This window comes from Mesorhizobium sp. P2_F5, from assembly GCF_056403715.1.
The window spans coordinates 118,248-136,368 of record NZ_JBFUEY010000006.1 but is presented as its reverse complement, the minus strand read 5'-3'; the positions used below and the strand labels follow the sequence as shown (position 1 = coordinate 136,368).

Sequence of the window (18,121 nt, the reverse complement as noted above, 5' to 3'; positions counted from 1 at the left end):
CTTTTGGGGGAAGATCCATGCCTAGCCAAGCCAACAACACATGAGCCGGCCAGTAAAACTGCTCAGCGTTGGGGCGCTGACGCTGGATACGATCCTGCGCGTCGAAACCTTGCCCACGCACCAGGGCAAGTTCATCGCCTCGGACGGCGTCCAGATCGCTGCGGGCATGGCGACAAGTGCGGCCTGCGCCGCGCGCCGTCTCGACGCCGAGGTGTTCCTGTGGGCCAGTGCGGGTGACGACGCCGTCGGCGACCAGCTGCTGGCCGGCATCGCAGCCGAGGGCGTCGACTGCAGCTTTGTCCGCCGCGTCAAAGGCGCGCGTTCGGCGCTGGCCTCTATCCTGGTCGACGCCCATGGCGAACGCATCATCGTGCCTTTCTACGACCCGAAGGCGCAGGCTGATCCCGAGGCGCTGCCTGTCGCCGATCTTTCCGGCTTCGACGCCGTGCTGGTCGACGTGCGCTGGCCGGGCGCCGCTGCACTTGCCTTGACCGCCGCGCGCAGCGCCGGCCGTCCGGCGATCCTTGATGCCGACACGGCGCCGCTGGAGGTGCTGGAGCGTCTGTTGCCGCTGGCCTCGCACATCGTCGCTTCGGAGACGGCGGCACGCATCGTCTGCGGCCACGCGCTGGACCCGGAAACCGCTTGCGCGGATCTCGCCAGCCGCACCGATGCCTTCGTCGCGGTGACCGGCGGAGCGGCGGGAAGCTGGTGGCATGACCGGTCCGCCGGCTGCGTTCGCCACATTGCAGCGCCGAAGGTCAAGGCGGTCGACACGCTGGCCGCCGGCGACGTGTTTCACGGCGCCTTTGCCGTCGGGCTCGCGGAAGCCATGCCCATCGAGCAGGCGTTGCGCTTTGCCAGCGCCGCCGCCGCGCTCAAATGCCAGCGTTTTGGTGGCCGGCTGGGAGCGCCAGACCGAGCCGAGACAATGGCGATGGTCGCGACGACCTGGCCGACATCCCAACAAGGCTAAGCCTGAATATCAGCTCCCTTTGGGATGCTCGACTGCCTGGCGGCCGAAGTCCGGCACATCGATATCCTGGCCGGCCTCGATGATCGAGCGGCGCACGGCGCGCGTGCGGGCGAACAGGTCGAACAGCTTTTCGCCGTCGCCCCAACGGATCGCCCGCTGCAGCGAGGCGAGGTCTTCTGAAAAGCGCGCCAGCATTTCGAGGATGGCGTCCTTGTTGTGCAGGCACACATCGCGCCACATGGTCGGGTCGGAAGCGGCAAGGCGGGTGAAGTCGCGGAAACCCGAAGCCGAATATTTGATCACTTCCGACTTGGTAACCGACTGCAGATCGTCGGCGGTGCCGACGATGTTGTAGGCGATGATGTGCGGCAGATGCGAGACGATGGCCAGCGTCATGTCGTGGTGCTGCGGGTCCATCGTGTCGATGTTGGAGCCGCATCGGCGCCAGAACTCGGAGAGCTTTTCCAGCGCAGCCGGATCGGTGCCCGGCAGCGGGGTGAAGATGCACCAGCGGTTTTCGAACAGCTCGGCGAAGCCGGCATCAGGGCCCGACTTCTCGGTTCCCGCCAGCGGATGTCCCGGGATGAAATGCACGCCGGCCGGCACATAAGGCTGCATTTGCGCGATCACCGAGGCCTTGGTCGAACCCACATCGGTGAGGATGGCGCCTTTTTTCAGCGCCGGCGCGATCTCCTCCGCCACCTCGCCTGATGAGCCTACTGGCACCGAAACGATGATCAGGTCGGCGTCACGTACGGCTTCCTTGGCGTCGGTGGTGTAGCTCTCGCCAAGACCGAGCTCCTTCGCCCGCGCCAGCGTGGTCGGGCTGCGCGTCGCGATGGCGACATGGCGGGCGAGACCCTCGCGGCGGGTGACACGGGCCAGCGACGAGCCGATCAGGCCGATGCCGACCAGCGCGATTTTCTCGAACATCGGTGACGTCATCTTGTTTCAGCTTTTCAGGAATGTCGTGAGGGCGTCGATCACGCCGCGATTGGCTTCTTCGGTACCGACGCTCATGCGCAGCGCGTTGGGAAAGCCATAGCCGGTAACCCGCCGCAATATATAGCCACGCTGGGTGAGGTAATCGTCCGCCGCCTCTGCAGAATGCTTCTTGTCGTCGGGAAAGTGGATGAGGATGAAATTGCCGACGCTGGGCGTCACCCTGAGCCCAAGCTTCGTTAGCTGTTCATTCAGCCAGATGAGCCAGGTCTCGTTGTGCAACGAACTGCGCTCGACATGGGCGCGGTCGCGAATGGCGGCAATGCCGGCCTCGATTGCCGTCGCGTTGACGTTGAAAGGACCGCGGATGCGGTTGATCGCATCGACGATGTGCAGCGGGCCATACATCCAGCCGATGCGCGCGCCGCCTAGGCCGAGCTTGGAAAATGTGCGGGTCATGACGACGTTCTGCTCGCTGCCCGCCAGCTCGATGCCGGCCTCGTAGTCGTTGCGCCGGACATATTCGGCATAGGCGGCATCGAGCACCAGAAGCACATTGCCCGGCAGGGCGGCATGCAAACGGCGGACCTCCTGGAACGGCAAATAGGTGCCGGTCGGATTGTTGGGATTGGCGAGGAAGACGATCTTGGTCCGCGGCGTCACCGCGGCGAGGATCACGTCGACATCGGCGCGCTCGTCGGTCTCCTTGACCGTCACCGGTGTGCCGCCGGCCGACTGGATGTAGATCTTGTAGATCATGAAGGCGTGTTCGGTGATGATGGCCTCGTCGCCGGCCGCCAGATAGGTTTGCGCCAGAAGGCCCAAAATCTCGTCGGAGCCGTTGGAGCAGATGATGTTTGCCGGGTTGAGGCCATGCACTTCGGCGATCGCCTCGCGCAGCCGGCGGGCCGTGCCGTCGGGGTAGACGTCGAGCCTGGCCGCGACTTCACGCGCGGCCTCGATGGCCTTCGGCGACGGGCCGAGCGGGTTCTCGTTCGACGACAATTTATGGACCTTGGCGACGCCGGCCGGCGCGGTGCTCTTGCCAGGCACATAGGCGTCGATGTCCATGATGCCCGCGCGGGGCGTTGGCCGTGCCTTGTCCGCTGTCTTGTCCATGTCGCAAATCCGTCGAGAATGCCTCCGTCCGGAGGCCGCAGCGGAAATACAAGCCGTGGCCGCGAATGTCGAGAGGCGGCGGCAATAGCTTGCCGTTGACGCCGGGCCGCGCGAGTTCTAGAAGAACGCAGAACTTCCGTGGTGATTTGGCCGGTCGGCTTGCAGCCACGTTAAACAACTCGCTAAAGGGCCGTTTGCGTGACGTAACCGGCTTTGCGATCGCATTGCCGGTTTTTTATTGCCTGACGGCGGGCAAGGAGAGTCACATGACCGCGCTCCGCGCTGCAAAAACCAACAACGAGGCCGACAACCCGTCGAGCCCGGTGTTGCGTTTCGGCCCTGACAAGCCGCTGAAGCTCGACGCCGGCACACTTCTGTCGCCATTCCAGATCGCCTACCAGACCTACGGCACGCTGAACGACGCGCGCACCAACGCCATCCTGGTCTGCCACGCGCTGACCGGCGACCAGCATGTCGCCAACACCAATCCGGTGACCGGCAAGCCCGGCTGGTGGGAAGTGCTGATCGGCCCCGGCAAGATCATCGACACCAACCGTTTCTTCGTCATCTGCTCCAACGTCATCGGCGGCTGTCTCGGCTCCACCGGCCCGGCCTCGACCAATCCCGCCACCGGCAAGCCTTACGGGCTCGACCTGCCAATCATCACCATCCGCGACATGGTGCGGGCGCAGCTGATGCTGGTCGACCATTTCGGCATCGAGAAGCTGTTTTGCGTGCTCGGCGGCTCGATGGGCGGCATGCAGGTGCTGGAATGGGCGTCGTGCTATTCCGAGCGTGTCTTCTCGGCGCTGCCGATCGCCACCGGCGCACGCCATTCCTCACAGAACATCGCCTTCCACGAGGTTGGCCGGCAGGCTGTCATGGCCGACCCGGACTGGCATGGCGGCAAATATTTCGAGCACGGCAAGCGCCCTGAAAAAGGGCTGGCGGTAGCGCGCATGGCCGCCCACATCACCTATCTGTCGGAAGCCGCTCTGCATCGGAAATTCGGTCGCAATCTGCAGGATCGCGACGCGCTGACCTTCGGTTTCGACGCAGATTTCCAGATCGAAAGCTATCTGCGCCACCAGGGCATGACCTTCGTCGACCGCTTCGACGCCAATTCCTATCTCTACATGACCCGCTCGATGGACTATTTCGACCTCGCCGCCGACCATGGCGGCCGGCTGGCCGATGCCTTTGCCGGCACAAAGACGCGCTTCTGCCTGGTCTCCTTCACCTCGGACTGGCTGTTCCCGACCGAGGAGAGCCGCTCGATCGTGCATGCGCTCAACGCCGCCGGCGCCTCGGTCTCCTTCGTCGAGATCGACACCGATCGCGGGCATGACGCCTTCCTGCTCGACGAGCCGGAACTGTTCGCCGCCATCAACGGCTTCATCGGCTCCGCCGCAAGGGCGAGAGGGCTCGCCTCATGAGCGTCAACCGCGCCCAGCGCGTCGACCTCGAAGTCGTCGCTGGCCTCATCCCGCCGCAGTCGCGGGTGCTCGATGTCGGCTCCGGCGACGGCCTGTTGCTCGAACTCCTGCAGGAAACCAAGCAGGTCGACGGCCGCGGACTGGAACTGTCGCAGCGCGGCGTCAACGAATGCGTGGCGCGCGGCCTCTCGGTCATCCAGGGCGATGCCGACACCGACCTCGAATTCTATCCCGACAAGGGTTTTGACTTCGTCGTCCTGTCACAGACCTTACAGGCGACCCGCAACCCGAAGCTGGTGCTCGACGAACTCTTGAGGATAGGCAACCGCGCCATCGTCTCCTTCCCCAATTTCGGCCATTGGCGGGTGCGGCTGTCGTTGTTCTTCAAGGGACGGATGCCGGTGACCGAGGACCTGCCCTATTCCTGGTACGACACGCCCAACATCCACTTCTGCACCATCCGCGACTTCGTCAACCTGGTCGAAGAGCTCGGCGCTTCGGTCGAAAAAGCCACCGCGCTCGACGGCAACGGCCAGAAGATCGGCCTGTCGATGCCATGGTGGTTCTGGAATTTCTTCGGCCAGCAGGCGGTGTTCTTGCTGAAACGGTAGAGTTTGCCCCTATTCCAGCACGTCCGTGGCCTTGTGCGGGTGCCTGACACCGTCGGCGATGACCACATCGGCGTGGGAGTTGTCGGTACGCAAGGCCAGAATCTCCCGATAGGCAGGCGAATTGTACCAGCCGCGCGCATGCGCCTTGTCCGGGAACTCGATGACGATCAGATGCCCGGGCCATTCGTTCTCGATCACCTCCAGGTCGCCGCCATGGACAAGAAAGCGCCCCCCCGGAATGGCTCCAATGTGGCATCGATCCTCTGCAGATACTCGACAATCTGCGGGCCCATCGTGACTTGACGCATATGGGCGACGGCGTAAGCGGTCATGACGGAACTCCCTGTTCAAACGGAGCCGAACGACCGGCTTCGTGGGCGCAATCTGCCGGTACGATGGCCATCGGTCGACTACGCCTGAGGTAATAGGAACGCGGCCATCGAGGCGGCACGCCTATCCTCCCTCCAACGCACGGCTCCCGATCCTGCGAGGGTGTTGCCATTGGGGCGCGAGGCTCGAAATTCGTCATTTCAGGCTGGTCGCCGCTCGCATCGCGTGATGACATGGGAACATGTTCTTTGTAGCGTTGCCTCGCAGGTGATACTGAGCGGGGCATGGAACGGAAAAATCCGACCTATTCGATTGTTGTCGAAATGGAGAATGCCAAGTCCATCAACGAAGATGAGATTGGCGTTGCATTCACTGCTTTGGCGCGCGAGATCGAAAGGGCAACGGCGGACGAACAGTACGCCAAACCGGAGCTTATTATCGTCCACAGCGGGCAGAATACCGATACGCCGCTGCTCCAGCAGCGCATCGGCGAACTTGTCCCGCGACTTGGCACGGTAGCAAACCTGGTCTTCGGCGCCTGCACCGGCGGCCGATACTATGAGGTCAAAAACAAGGGCGCCCAGTTTGCAACGGGCGACGTCGTCATTTTCACCGATTCGGATACGATTGTTGAGAAAGGCTGGCTGCCGGCGCTGCTCAAACCGCTGGGGGACCCGACGAAGACTGCCGTGAGTGGCTACACCTATCTCGACTGCGACGATTTCACCTCGCGCACCTTTGCCCTTCTGTGGTTCTTCCCCCTGCGCGAGGGCGACCAGCGTTTCGCTTCAAAGCGGGCAATGAACGCCAACAATTGCGCTTTTCGTAGAATCTGGTTAGCCAACCACCCCTACCCTGCTAGCAACGGTTTCAAGGTTTCTTGCACATTGCTGACGAGCCAGTTACGAGAAAGCGGATATGACTTTGTCAGGGTCGATGCCCGGGCCAGCCATTATGCCCCGCGCGGCTGGCGCTTTTTCTTCTGGCGCGCCCTGGTTACCGGGCGCGACGCGGACCGCAAATATGTGGCGCTGGAATCATCATCGCAAGGCAGGCGCATGCTGAAGGCGACAAGGCACTGGTTTTCAACATTCTGGCGATTGAGCCGGCGCGTCGTTGCGCATGCGGCACAACTCGGAATGCCAGTCTGGCAGATTCCGTTTGCCCTGATCGTCGGGTTGGTCTTTTGCACCCTGGTTTTTGTTTCCCAGATGGCCATGGCGCTTGGTCTGGTCCGGGATGAACCGGAACATGTGCCTCTCTATGTGGGTCACAGCTGAAATGGCCAAGACCTTGGATATCGAGCCCCTTATCTCGGTGATCACGCCCACGCACAACCGGCGCAGCAAGGTCGTGCGTGCCGTCGAAAGCGTTCTGGCGCAGAATTTTACCCGATTCGAGCATATTGTCGTCGATGACGGCTCGACCGACGGCACGGCCGCGGCACTTGCCGAAATCCGTGACCCCCGGCTGATTTATGTCGGTTCGAAATGGCGCGGTGCCAATGCCGCCCGCAATGCCGGTATCGAGCGGGCCCGGGCACCGGTGGTCGCGTTTCTCGATTCAGACGATGTCTATTTGCCCGACCGGTTGGAGCGGACGCTGCAGCGGTTCGACAACAATACCTCGCTCGAGGTGCTGATCAGTTCGTTTGTGTCGCTGAAGGGCAATCGCCGCACCAATTGCGTCAATCGCGAGGCGTTTCTGAGCCGCGACACACTGGAGCGGGCCCTCGTCGCCCAGACGATCTTCATTGCCGGATCGGCAATCACTGCCCGGCGCGAGTCGCTGCTGGCCATCGGCGGTTACGACAGCGACGTCACGCGCATGCAGGATCGCGAATTGCTGCTGCGCTTTGCCCGTCGCAGCGGCGCGCAACTGTCCGAAGTGATCGACTGGAAAAAGTACAATTCGGAGAATTCGATCTCCGGGCAGCGCGACGGCTATGTCGAAGCCTATGCCAGTTTGATCGACAAGCACCCTTACATCGCCGACCGCTATCCCGACATTCCGCCCTACATGATCGCCCGGCAGATCATCGCCGACGCGCTCAAGGGCAGGGTTTCGCAGGCCTTCTCCGGCTATATCGCCAACCGCTCGTCGAAGGCGCTCGGCTATTCGGTGCCGCAACTGTTGCGTGGCTATGTCGGAGGCCGGCGCTGGCGCCGCGATCTCTACGCCGAATTTCGCGACAAATACGGTGCCCGGCCGGCCTGAAACTTCCCGGGAAGCCGCACTGCTGCTTTCCCTCCGGAAATGCCTCAAAACCTCATTTGTCGAGTTCCGGTAGATACGGGTCGGAGTAAAGCCGCCGGTCACGTTCGCCCTGCAGGCAGTCCATGGGCGCTGCGGCATCGATCGGGACCACGGTCGCATCGGCAATGCCGCTCACCTCCAGGATCAGCTTGCGGCGTATGGCGGTGGCGAATTCGGAGGCCGCGTAGATCGGCAGCACGAAGGAGCCGGGCCCGCCGGTGACGCAGTCGTCATAATACTTGTCGAGATGGCTGAAGGTCGGCGACGGACTGATCAGGATCGGCAAGCCGTTGATGACGATGCCCTTGGCCACCGCGGCATCGCGTGTCGTGGCGACCGGCAACCCGGTATTGTTGGGACCGTCACCGGAAATATCGATGACGCTGCGTGGCGCATCGAACCCGGTGCCCTCGAACAGTCCGGCGCCGAAGGCAAGCGCTCCAGAAATCGAGGTGCCGCGAAAGCTGCGGAACGGCCGCGCGGCTATTCTGTCGGCGAAGGCGTTGGCGCTCTCTTGGCTGTCGATGACCTGCCAGGCGATGACGCCATCCTCGCGCACGACGCCTGCCCATTCGAAATAGGCAAGCGCGATGCGGCCGGTGGTGCCCGAGCGCACAGCGTTGATGAAATCGGGATGCCTGAGCGCCTCGACATAGCCGGCGCGCTGCAGCGCGAACTCCCGCTCATCCATCGACTGCGAGATGTCGACGGCCAGCACCAGTTCGACATCGACGGCAACGGCATTGGCCGGAGCAGCCACGGGCGTGGTGCAGGCAAGGCAGGCAAGCAGGCTGAGCGCGTCGAGCATGGCCGGACCCACGATGTTTCCATCGGAATCTTCGCCGCGATCGCGGCGAAATAAAGCCCCAGCTACTTCTTTCGCCGGTGGGTCGCCTTTGGCGGCGGGTCGATGGCACCGGCCCTGACGTGGGCGCGCTTCAGCGCCGCCGCTTCCGTATCCTTCACGATGCTCAACGCGCGGGGAAAGAAACCATTGTGCAGGCCGCGCCCGATGTTGAGGATCGCGGTGTCGGGCAGGCGTTTTTCCAGCATCGACAGCACGCGCCGCAGCGACGGACCGTCGAACGCATCCATCGCCTCGTCGATGATCACCCATTTCGGCTGCCGCAAGGCAAGTCTGGCGAAGGCGAGCGCGCGTTGCTCGTCATCGCCCAGTTCGTGATCCCACCGCGCCGTGCGGCCGAGTGAGGACGACAGCCGCTCGAGACCGACCTCAGCGAGCACCGCCGAAATGTCGGCATCGCTCGCCGGCGCTGGTCCGTTCGGGTGGTCGAGGACCTCGCGCAACGTGCCTACCGGGAAATATGGGACGCGCGGCACGAAGATCGGGGTTTCTCCCGCCGGCAGGCCGATGCGTCCGCTGCCCCATGGCCACAGGCCGGCGATGGCGCGGAAGAACAATGTTTTGCCGGCGCCTGGGTCGCCGGTGATCATGACGCGCTCGCCGGGATGGATTTCGACATGGCTGTCGGCAAGCTTGGTACAGCCCTCGGGCGAGGCCACCTGGAGCTTTTCGAACGTCAGGCTGCCATTGGGGTTGTCGCCGAATTCGATGCGCCTTTCCTTGTCGTGCAGCACATCGGTTTCATCAAGCGCGATGCGGAAGTCGGCGACACGCATCAGCGTCGCGCGCCAGTCGGCGATGCCGCCGATGTTGTTGATGAACCAGCGCAGCGACGAGTGCACCTGGTTGAAGGCGCCGACCGCCATCATCAGCCCGCCAAAGCTGATGTCGCCCGAGAAATAGACCGGCGAGGCCACCAGGATCGGCGCCACCACGGTGATCCAGCCATAGGTGTCGGTCACCCAGGACAGGTTGATCTGCGCGGTATAGATGCGCCGCATCGCGCCCAACACCGTGCCGAGGTCCATTTCGAGCCGTGTCTTGGCATCGGCTTCGCCATGGTAGAGCGCAATGGCATCGACATTCTCGTTGACGCGCACCATCGAGGAGCGCAGCTCGGCTTCACGCGTGTAGCGATCACTGTTGAGACGGATCAGCGGCCGCCCGACCAGCCAGCTCAGCCAGGAGGCGATGCCGGCATAGAGGAACGCGGCCCAGACCATGTAGCCCGGAATGGCCAACGACCAGCCATTGATGTGGAAGACGAAGCCTGACGACAATTGCCACAGCACACCGACGAAGGACACCAGCAGGATGAAGGATTGCAGTAGTCCGACGCCGAGGTCCGTCGACAGATCGGACAGATGCGCGGCATCCTGCTGCATGCGCTGGTCGGGATTGACGCCGATGGCGCCGGCATTGGCGAGCCGAAAGGCCCGTGCCGGCCGCATCCACTGGTCGATCAGGTCGAGCGTCAGCGCCTCGCGCAATTTCAGCCGGATCATCTGGTTGAGCCAGGTCTGAGCGATGTTGAGCACCAGCAGCGTGCCGGCGATCATGGCAAAGATCATCAGCTGGTGCAGGAAGGCCGCCATATCGCGTCGTGCCAGCGCGTCGTAGAAGGGCTGGTTCCAGCGGTTGAGCAGAACCTGGCCGATCGACGTCGCGACGATGACCGCCATGATGCCGACCGACGTCCAGACCAGCCATTTGCGCACTGGCGAGCCGACCAGCGCCCTTTTGATGGTCGCCACCTGTTCGCGCAGGCTGCTGGCTTCGACGGTAACCGGCTGGGCGGCGGCGTTCGTGTCCGGGTGATCAGCCATGGCCTGGGTCCTTGCGTTCAACAGCGGTGCTGAAACCGGATGGAGGGATTTGAAGGCATCCGCCGCTCAAACCGACCGCGAATGCATCTGCGACAGATAGGTGGGAAAACCCCACGCAACACCAGTTTTCATCATGATCACGAAGGTGTCACCTGACGCGCGGTCGATGTCACCCCTTCGGCCCGGCGGCCAAGCCGCGTCGCGCCGTGCGGCGACAACGCCGGCACGAAGACGCGGCGCGAGGCGCGCTGCGCGGCCGGCACGCCCTGATAGAGCCGCTTCTGCGCCTCGACCACGATGACGCCGGAAAAGATCGGCCAGAACCGCCGGCCGGCGCGTTCCAGCACATTGTGGAACCGCATCATGAAGCGCCGCGGCGATGGCGGGAAGAACAGCGCGTCGGACCAGGAGGCCGGCGTGAAGTTCGCCTCGCGCAGCAATTCGGTGAGCTGGCCGCGCGAGAACGGCCGGCCATTGCCGAACGGCGTGTGCTCGAAACGCGCCCATACGCCGCGCCGGTTGGGCACGACGATGACGACGCGGCCCGCCGGCGACAGCACCCGCCAGATCTCGTTCAGCGTTTCGCGCGGGTTTTCGACATGTTCGAGCGAATGCACCAGCAACATGCGGTCGATGCAGGAATCGACCAGCGGCAATTCCTCGTCGAAGACCAGTGCCGTCGAAGTCGGCCCACTCGCCGGCCAGACCACGGCGCCCTGCGTTGCCGGCATGAAGGCAAACACCCGCTCGGCATCGGTGCCGAACCGCTCCAGCCACGGCAAGGTATAGCCAAGCCCGACCAGCCGCTCATTGGGCACGGCAGCCCATATCGAGGACAGCGCCATGGTGATCGAGCGTTCGGCCAGGCGGCCGAGCGTGGTCGAATAGAAGGAACGAAGATCGACAATATCGGAATGCATGCGCGGGACGGTAGCTGCGATGCTCCCTAAGTTCAACAAAGCCGGATGACATCGAGGGCCAAGCGCCCTATGTCTGCGGCGACAGATGGAGAGATGAAAATGCCGGTCGAAGTCGAACAGTTCATGTGCCGCAGCGACAATTTCGGCGTGCTGGTGCATGACCCCAAAAGCGGCGAGACCGCGATCATCGACGCACCCGAAGAAGCGCCGATCCTGGCCGCGATCGAGCGTACCGGCTGGAAGCCGACGATGATCCTGACCACCCATCACCATGTCGACCATGTCGAGGCCAATCTGGCGCTGAAGGAGCGCTTCAAGCTACGCATCGTCGGGCCGGAAGCGGAAAAGGAAAAGATCCCCGGCATCGACGAGACCGTCGGCCAAGGCTCGGTCGTCCATCTCGGCGGCGAGCGGATCGACGTCATCGCCACGCCTGGTCACACGGCGGGCCATGTATCCTATCACCTGCCGGCCTCGAAAGTGGCGTTCACCGCCGACACGCTGTTCGCGCTCGGCTGCGGCCGGCTGTTCGAATGCAAGCCGCCGGTGATGTATGAATCGCTGAAGAAGCTCGCCGCGCTGCCGGCAGACACGGTCATCTATTGCGGCCATGAATACACGCTTTCGAATGCCCGCTTTGCGCTGACCGTCGACCCGACCAATTCGGCGCTGAAGGAACGGGCGGCGAAAATCGAGACGCTGCGCGCCGGCAACAAGGCGACGCTGCCGACCACGATCGGCGAGGAACTGTCGACCAATCCGTTCCTGCGCTGGCACGACCCGGCGATCCGCAAGCATCTCGGCATGGAAAAGGCCTCCGACGCCGACGTGTTCGCCGAGATCCGCAAGCGCAAGGACAATTTCTGAGCATCGTTCTGGGAACAGCCATGACCAGCGCCGCTGAAATCATCGCCACGCTTGGCCTCAAGGCTCATCCGGAAGGCGGCTGGTATGCCGAGACGTTTCGCGACGGCGCCGGCGGTGCGCGTGGCCATTCGACAGCGATCTATTTTCTCCTTGAGCAGGACCAGATTTCGGGATGGCACCGGGTCAAGGACGCTGCCGAGGTCTGGCATTTCCATGCCGGGGCGCCACTGGCGCTGTCGATGTGCGAGGAAGGCAGTCCAAAGTTTAACCAGGTGATCGAGCAGGTGCTCGGCATTGAGCTGGCGGCAGGCGAGCGGCCACAAATCGTCGTGCCGGCCGGCTGGTGGCAGTCGGCGCGCAGCCTAGGCGAATGGACATTGGTCGGCTGCACCGTGGCGCCGGGCTTCGACTTCGCCGCCTTCGAGATGGCCGAACCTGGCTGGCAGCCCTAACCTAGCAAGAAACCGAGCGTAATGGCCAGTTGTGCGGCGTAGTACAGCGCCCAGACCGCGTAGCGGATGCCGGCGCGATAGGGTGCGATGGCCGGCACCAGGAATTTCTCTGCGGCAAGCAGCCCGTCCGACGCCATGAACAGGACGGCGCCGCCGATGACCCACGGATTGTCGAGCGTCAACGCCGAGATGCCCATCGCCAGAATGGCCGCGATATAGACGGCGATCGGCAGGCGCAGGCCGGGGCCGACACGGCGCCAGAGCGCCGCCAGCATGACGACAACGAAAGCCGCCATGGCGAGTGCGATGGCGCCGCGCCATGTCTCAGCGCCCAGCACATCCAGCCCGCTGCCGCTACGCAGGAAGAGCGGCACATAGAGGATGTGCGCCGCCAGGAAACTGGCCAATCCACCGAGGAAGGCCTTTTCGCCGTCACGCGACAGGAAGGCGTCGCCGACGGCGCTTAGCGCCAGAGCCGCGACGAGCAGCAGCGGCCCACCTTGCATGAAGGCCAGCACGGCAAGCATGGCCACGGCCAGCGTCTTTGCCGCCGAGCGGGCCAGCGTCGGCCGCATGTCCAGGGTGAAGGCGTAGATCACCGCCGCCACCAGCGAAAAAATCAATGTCGCATTGGCATTGGCGTCGATGCCGCCGGCAAACGGCATCGTCATGCGCTTGCTCCACCCGTTGCCGGCTTGCGCAGGAACAGCGATTTCGCCGCCAAGGCCGCGCCACCGGTGATCAGCACGCAGGCGGCAAGGATGCGCAGCGATGGCTCGGCGACGCCGGCCGCGATCAGCACCAGCGTCGATAGCAGCGGTGCTGCATAGCTTGCCGCGCCGAGCACCTGGATGTTGCCGCGCTTGACGCCGATATCCCAGGCGTAGAAGGCGGCGCCCACCGGCATCAGCCCGAGACCGAGCACGGCCAGCCACTGGCCGGGACCATCGGGCAGAACTGTCTGCTCCAGCAGGAGATGGCAGACGAGGGAAAGCGCTGCCGTGGCTGCACAGAACCAGGTGACGATCGAGGTCGGCACCGCCGGAAAACGCCGCGACAGCAGCGAATAGGACGACCACAGCAACGCGCAGACGGCGGCCATCGCATAGCCGAAAGTGTAGCGCGCATCGAAGGCAAGGCCGCCGCCCTTGGTGACGATGAGGACGGTGCCGGCCAGCCCAAGCAGCGCGCCGACGACATGGTTCCAGGCCAGCTTCTCGCCCGGCATCAGCGCCGAGCCGAGCACGATCAACAGCGGCCACAGATAGGCGATCAGGCTCGCCTCAACCGCTGGCGCGTTACGTAGCGCGGTGAAGTAGAAGAAGTGGTAGCCGAACAGGCCGGCAATGCCGATCACCCAGACCTGGCGCGGGATCTTCTGGCTTTTATCGGTCACCGGCATGAACAGCCGGGCGACCAGCCCGACCGCGGTGCCGATGGTGAAGGTGATGGCCGACAAAAGAAAAGGCGGCACGGCGCCTGACGCGTCGGTGAGCAACGCCAGCAGCGCCCACATGGCAACCGCCGAGAAACCGATCAGTGTTGCGCGCGCCATGCCCATCTCCGGCGGCGCGCAAAGCACGCCTATTCAACAGCTTCGAAACGCCCCGCGCTGACGGTCAAGGTGCCGATCTGCGTCCCGACCGTGGCGTGGATCGGCGCATATACGCCGGTTTGGCCGAGCGGTGCAAACGTCACCATCATCTGGCTCTTGTTCTTCAGGTAATTCAGCGCCTTGCGGCCCTTTCGGTAGCCCGCCACCGGCTCGAAGCTCATCTTGCAGGTGACGGTGTCGCCCTTGTAGCCCTTGACCGAGATCGAGCCTTTCGAGGCGTAGGTCAGTGTCAGGTCGGCGCGCATCTCGCCGTCATAGAACTTCACCTTGCGTCCGCAGACCTTGTCGAGGCTGTCGGCATGGATGACGGTGGCGGCCATCGGATCGAGCACCGATGTCAGATCGTTGCCACCCAGCGGTATCCAGGTCTTGGGATTGCGCTTTTTCGGCTCGGGAATGACCTGGGTGGCGGTCACCGCGCCATTGGCAAAGCGGATGTCGACCACGGAAGCCTTCTTGCCGGACTTGTAATCGGCGCGAAACGCCTGCGGCTGCATCTGCTGGCCCAGGATCTTGCCCTTTGACGAGATGGTGCCGCTCGTATCGTCGAACAAAGTGGCGATGCCGGCGCTGGAGACGGTGCCGTCGATGGAATAGCTATCGCCCTGATAATGGCTGGAGAATTTCGCCTTTGCCACCGAAAGGCCGAGGAACGAAACCGTATATTCGCCCTTGAAGGACTGTGCGGTGGCTGCCGGTGCGGCGGCAAGCGTCGAGGTCGGCAAGGCAACGGCAAGCATGGCGACAACGGCATGTGACGAGCGAAGCATGGCGGGGATCGTTCCTTGAATTTTCCAAGCCGCAGATGGGCAACTCCGGCCTAGCATGTCCCTATGCGACCGCTTATAGGCTGAATTCCGGCCTTAATATGAAAAGGCCGCCGGATGTCAGGGGAAGCCGGAGCTTGACGCCTCGGCGAAATGCAACTATGGAACGCCAACTTTTTCCATAAGGCCGCCTGACCGAAACCGCGCGCCACCCGGCGCGGGAACGAAGGTTTGGCAGGCTTAGAAAGAACTGAAGGTTAGAACCATGTCCCGTACCTGCGAACTCACTGCCAAGGCAGTCCAGACCGGCAACAATGTGAGCCACGCCAACAACAAGACCAAGCGCCGCTTCCTGCCGAACCTCGTCAATGTGACACTGATTTCGGAAGCGCTGAACCAGAATGTGCGCCTGCGCATTTCGGCCAACGCGCTGCGTTCGGTCGAGCATCGCGGTGGCCTCGACGCCTTCCTGGCCAAGGCCGACGCCAAGGAATTGTCGCAGCGCGCGCGCCTCTTGAAGAAGCAGATCGCCAAGAAGCTGGCCGACCAGCCCGCAGCTTAAAGACTTTAAGGCGGGGGACGACCGCCTTGGGCATCGGAGCGATCCGATGCTCAAAATTATAAGGCAGCGCGATCCGGACTGCGGATAGCGCCTGGCTGGTTCCATTACCCAGGATAAAAAAATGACTTCCTTCTCGCGATATCTGCCCTTTGTGGCCGCCATGGCGCTTGTCGTCGTGGCATCGAACATCCTCGTACAGTTCCCGATGCAGGGCCAGGTCGGCGGTCTGTCGCTGGCCGACATCCTGACCTGGGGCGCCTTCACCTACCCGTTCTCCTTCCTGGTCACCGACCTTGCCAACCGCCGCTACGGCCCGACCGTGGCGCGGCGTATCGTCTTTGTCGGCTTCATGACGGCGGTGATCTGCTCGATCCTCGTCCCGCCCTTCCTGTTCCGTCACGGCCTGATCGAATTCGAGACCGCCGCCAACCGGCTGGTACGCATTGCCGCGGCTTCGGGTGCGGCGTTCCTCTGTGCGCAATTGCTCGACGTCACCGTGTTCAACCGGCTGCGCCGGCAGAGCTGGTGGCGCGCCCCGATCGTCGGCACGCTGGTCGGCTCGGTGTTCGACACTGTCGTGTTCTTCAGCGTCGCCTTTTCGGCCCTCTTCGCCTTCGCCGGCCCGAACGACAGCTTCGCGCTGGAGACGGCGCCGCTGATGGGTGTGCTGCCGGTCGAGACCATGCGCTGGGTGTCCTGGGCGCTCGGCGACCTCTCGGTGAAACTGATCATCGCCGTGGTGGCGCTGATCCCCTACCGGCTGCTCGCCGCCCGCTGGAGCCAGCCGGCCGTAGCGGTCTAGGTTGTGATCCCTTGGGTCCAGCTCGACTCGGCCAAAACGCCGGATGGCGGACAGGAACTGCGCCTGAAGCAGCGCGGCGCTGAATTCTCGATCATGCTCGGCACCAACGAGCTGATGAACAGCCGCCTTAGTGGCTCCGAGGAAGCGCTGGCAAAACTTTCCTGCGAGAGAATCGCTGGGCACATCCAACCGAAAATCCTGATCGGCGGGCTCGGCATGGGTTTTACACTGCGCGCCGCCCTCGCCGAGTTGGGCGCCGACGCAGGCGTCACCGTCGCCGAATTGGTACCTGCGGTTATCGCTTGGGCGCGCGGCCCGATGGCAGAGCTTTTCGACGGCTGCCTTGAGGATCCCCGCGTGAGCGTCCGCGAAGCCGATGTCGGGCATATCATAAGATCCGACAAGGCCGCCTGGGACGCCATCCTGCTCGATGTCGACAATGGTCCCGAGGGCATCGTCTACAAGGCAAACGATGCCCTCTATGGCGCTGCGGGCCTCGGCGCGGCGCGTGCCGCACTGAAGCCGGGCGGTGTTCTGGCGGTCTGGTCGCAAGGGCCGGACAGCGGCTTTACGCGCAGGCTCAAGCAAGCGGGCTTTGTCGTGGACGAGGTGAAGACGCGCGCCAACGGCAAGCGCGGCGCGCGCCACGTGATCTGGATCGCAACCAACACGCGATAGTCTGCCGTCTTAGCGGCAAAGGCGGGCGGATCGCCTTCAATACCGCCCGCTTGTTGATGAAACCTGTCTCGACAGTTCGGCGGCAAGGGCTTCCAACAGTCCGCGCGTGCCCTCTTCGCGACCTTGCGCCGAATCGACGCCATCGAAAAACACGCCTTGCTCGGTGAAGGTCAGGCGGGTGCCGTCACCGGAAGGCGACAACTCGACGGTGGTCAGCGACGCCGACATTGGCTGCGGCCCGACGGCCATCCGATAGGAAAACACGATGCGCTGGTCGGGAACAATGTCCTGGAACTGCGCGTCGAGCCTGATCTCCGGGCCGCCCTCGTAGCTGAACCGCGACACCTCGGCGCCGCCGACACGGAAGTCGAAGCTGAACTCGGCGATGGTGAAGCCGTGGCCCCCGACCCGCCAGCGCCGCACCGTCGCCTTGTCGGCGAAGGCATGGAAGACTTTGGCCGGCGATTGGGGATAGGTGCGCTCGATGGTGAAGGTGGAGTGGATGGCGGAGTGCTCTTCTACGGGGGCGATCTGGTTCATTGCTCTTGGTCCTTGTCCTGATTTTTCTTGGGGGATTGGTCTTTGGGGTCCGTCTCGGCCAGGATCTGGCCAAGGCGGTCAAGGTGGCGTTCCGCCGGAATGCGGCGTTCCGCGATCCAGTCGGCGAGCGGAGCGAGCCCGCCCGGTTCGATCCTGCAGGTGCGCACCCGCCCGATCTTTTCACTGCGGATCAGCCCGCAGGCTTCCAGCGCCTGCAAATGCTGCAGCACGGCGGCAAAGGTCATGCCGAACGGCTCCGCCAGCTGGCTGACGGTCGCCGGTCCGCGGCTCAGCCTTTCCAGGATCTGGCGGCGTGTCGGCTCGACAAGAGCTCGCAGGATGCTGTCGATCTCGGAATAGTTAAGCATGGGCTTGAGTATTCCGACGCCGGAAAATTGTCAAGTCGCGACTAAAGTATTTTCACGAAGTGATGCGATCGACCGGCTCAAGCCAGGCAGGATTGAAAGCGAGGGACAAACGAAAGGCCAATCGTAAGGCGCAAAGCCGTCCGGATCGCAACTGCCGCAGCAAGGCGGTCGGCCGTGAAAAAGCGGATG

The 18,121-nt window shown here is 63.5% G+C and carries 20 protein-coding genes, 1 pseudogene and 1 riboswitch; of the genes and pseudogenes, 10 read left to right on the top strand and 11 right to left on the bottom strand.

The features are described 5' to 3' along the window. Positions 1-40 precede the first annotated feature (40 nt). Positions 41-976 (top strand): sugar kinase, encoded by a 936-nt coding sequence (locus AC1DYO_RS11300; protein ID WP_477263145.1) that lies wholly within the window; start codon positions 41-43, stop codon positions 974-976. 9 nt (positions 977-985) lie between these two features. On the opposite strand, the gene AC1DYO_RS11295 is transcribed toward AC1DYO_RS11300, so the two are convergent. Together AC1DYO_RS11295 and hisC are read right to left on the bottom strand one after the other, a co-directional pair. Beyond that, positions 986-1,921, bottom strand: coding sequence for a prephenate/arogenate dehydrogenase family protein (locus AC1DYO_RS11295; RefSeq protein WP_477263143.1), 936 nt, complete (start codon positions 1,919-1,921; stop codon positions 986-988). 6 nt (positions 1,922-1,927) lie between these two features. After that, positions 1,928-3,037 carry a histidinol-phosphate transaminase gene (gene hisC, locus AC1DYO_RS11290; RefSeq protein WP_477263141.1) on the bottom strand — a complete coding sequence of 370 codons (1,110 nt, stop codon included), beginning with the start codon at positions 3,035-3,037 and terminating at the stop codon, positions 1,928-1,930. A gap of 128 nt (positions 3,038-3,165) precedes the next feature. Beyond that, a riboswitch (SAM riboswitch) is annotated at positions 3,166-3,243 on the top strand. Between the two features lie 60 nt (positions 3,244-3,303). On the opposite strand from hisC, the gene metX reads away from it, so the two are divergent. Together metX and metW are read left to right on the top strand one after the other, a co-directional pair. Continuing rightward, a complete protein-coding gene (gene metX, locus AC1DYO_RS11285) occupies positions 3,304-4,473 on the top strand; it encodes a homoserine O-acetyltransferase MetX (protein WP_477263139.1) in 1,170 nt (389 codons plus the stop codon). Then, the gene (metW, locus tag AC1DYO_RS11280; RefSeq protein WP_477263137.1) at positions 4,470-5,084 is read left to right on the top strand and encodes a methionine biosynthesis protein MetW; all 615 of its coding nucleotides are present in this window, start codon (positions 4,470-4,472) and stop codon (positions 5,082-5,084) included. The genes metX and metW overlap by 4 nt, the downstream gene beginning before the upstream one ends. Before the next feature lie 9 nt (positions 5,085-5,093). Here the strand turns inward: metW and AC1DYO_RS11275 are convergent. Beyond that, positions 5,094-5,416, bottom strand: a pseudogene (locus tag AC1DYO_RS11275) (DUF1330 domain-containing protein). 282 nt (positions 5,417-5,698) lie between these two features. Here AC1DYO_RS11275 and AC1DYO_RS11270 point away from each other — a divergent pair. Next, positions 5,699-6,694 carry a glycosyltransferase gene (locus AC1DYO_RS11270; protein WP_477263135.1) on the top strand — a complete coding sequence of 332 codons (996 nt, stop codon included), beginning with the start codon at positions 5,699-5,701 and terminating at the stop codon, positions 6,692-6,694. 1 nt (position 6,695) lies between these two features. Beyond that, positions 6,696-7,631: a glycosyltransferase family 2 protein gene (locus AC1DYO_RS11265; RefSeq protein ID WP_181061838.1), complete on the top strand. Its 936-nt coding sequence runs from the start codon at positions 6,696-6,698 to the stop codon at positions 7,629-7,631. Between the two features lie 52 nt (positions 7,632-7,683). Here the strand turns inward: AC1DYO_RS11265 and AC1DYO_RS11260 are convergent, their stop codons facing one another. The 3 genes from AC1DYO_RS11260 to AC1DYO_RS11250 all read right to left on the bottom strand — a co-directional run bounded on the left by AC1DYO_RS11260 (position 7,684) and on the right by AC1DYO_RS11250 (position 11,281). After that, entirely contained in the window at positions 7,684-8,478 is a 795-nt protein-coding gene (locus AC1DYO_RS11260) for a DUF1194 domain-containing protein (RefSeq protein ID WP_477263314.1), read from the bottom strand. 62 nt (positions 8,479-8,540) lie between these two features. Further along, on the bottom strand, positions 8,541-10,361 hold the full coding sequence (locus AC1DYO_RS11255) for an ABC transporter ATP-binding protein/permease (protein ID WP_477263133.1): 1,821 nt from the start codon (positions 10,359-10,361) through the stop codon (positions 8,541-8,543). A gap of 137 nt (positions 10,362-10,498) precedes the next feature. Next, positions 10,499-11,281 (bottom strand): class I SAM-dependent methyltransferase, encoded by a 783-nt coding sequence (locus AC1DYO_RS11250; protein ID WP_477263131.1) that lies wholly within the window; start codon positions 11,279-11,281, stop codon positions 10,499-10,501. Between the two features lie 99 nt (positions 11,282-11,380). Between AC1DYO_RS11250 and gloB the strand changes: the two genes are divergently transcribed. Both gloB and AC1DYO_RS11240 read left to right on the top strand, forming a co-directional pair. After that, positions 11,381-12,148, top strand: coding sequence for a hydroxyacylglutathione hydrolase (gloB, locus tag AC1DYO_RS11245; RefSeq protein WP_477263129.1), 768 nt, complete (start codon positions 11,381-11,383; stop codon positions 12,146-12,148). 20 nt (positions 12,149-12,168) lie between these two features. Next, on the top strand, positions 12,169-12,600 hold the full coding sequence (locus tag AC1DYO_RS11240; protein ID WP_477263127.1) for a cupin domain-containing protein: 432 nt from the start codon (positions 12,169-12,171) through the stop codon (positions 12,598-12,600). Here the strand turns inward: AC1DYO_RS11240 and AC1DYO_RS11235 are convergent. The 3 genes from AC1DYO_RS11235 to AC1DYO_RS11225 are packed head-to-tail and all read right to left on the bottom strand — an operon-like array spanning position 12,597 to position 14,985. Then, positions 12,597-13,271, bottom strand: a complete 675-nt coding sequence (locus AC1DYO_RS11235; RefSeq protein WP_477263125.1) for a lysoplasmalogenase — start codon at positions 13,269-13,271, stop codon at positions 12,597-12,599. The genes AC1DYO_RS11240 and AC1DYO_RS11235 overlap by 4 nt on opposite strands. Beyond that, positions 13,268-14,155 (bottom strand): aromatic amino acid exporter YddG, encoded by an 888-nt coding sequence (gene yddG / locus AC1DYO_RS11230; protein WP_477263123.1) that lies wholly within the window; start codon positions 14,153-14,155, stop codon positions 13,268-13,270. Before yddG ends, AC1DYO_RS11235 begins: the two co-directional genes overlap by 4 nt. Before the next feature lie 29 nt (positions 14,156-14,184). Next, positions 14,185-14,985: a DUF3108 domain-containing protein gene (locus AC1DYO_RS11225; protein WP_477263121.1), complete on the bottom strand. Its 801-nt coding sequence runs from the start codon at positions 14,983-14,985 to the stop codon at positions 14,185-14,187. A gap of 262 nt (positions 14,986-15,247) precedes the next feature. Here AC1DYO_RS11225 and rpmB point away from each other — a divergent pair, with 262 nt between their 5' ends. The 3 genes from rpmB (at position 15,248) to AC1DYO_RS11210 (ending at position 17,024) form a co-directional block, all read left to right on the top strand. Beyond that, positions 15,248-15,544 carry a 50S ribosomal protein L28 gene (gene rpmB, locus AC1DYO_RS11220; protein ID WP_023670682.1) on the top strand — a complete coding sequence of 99 codons (297 nt, stop codon included), beginning with the start codon at positions 15,248-15,250 and terminating at the stop codon, positions 15,542-15,544. A gap of 121 nt (positions 15,545-15,665) precedes the next feature. Beyond that, positions 15,666-16,346 carry a queuosine precursor transporter gene (locus AC1DYO_RS11215; RefSeq protein WP_477263119.1) on the top strand — a complete coding sequence of 227 codons (681 nt, stop codon included), beginning with the start codon at positions 15,666-15,668 and terminating at the stop codon, positions 16,344-16,346. Between the two features lie 3 nt (positions 16,347-16,349). Beyond that, positions 16,350-17,024 carry a hypothetical protein gene (locus AC1DYO_RS11210; RefSeq protein ID WP_477263117.1) on the top strand — a complete coding sequence of 225 codons (675 nt, stop codon included), beginning with the start codon at positions 16,350-16,352 and terminating at the stop codon, positions 17,022-17,024. 36 nt (positions 17,025-17,060) lie between these two features. Here AC1DYO_RS11210 and AC1DYO_RS11205 read toward each other — a convergent pair whose 3' ends face one another. After that, positions 17,061-17,564, bottom strand: coding sequence for an SRPBCC family protein (locus tag AC1DYO_RS11205; protein WP_477263115.1), 504 nt, complete (start codon positions 17,562-17,564; stop codon positions 17,061-17,063). Further along, positions 17,561-17,932, bottom strand: a complete 372-nt coding sequence (locus AC1DYO_RS11200; RefSeq protein WP_477263113.1) for an ArsR/SmtB family transcription factor — start codon at positions 17,930-17,932, stop codon at positions 17,561-17,563. Before AC1DYO_RS11200 ends, AC1DYO_RS11205 begins: the two co-directional genes overlap by 4 nt. Positions 17,933-18,121 lie beyond the last annotated feature (189 nt).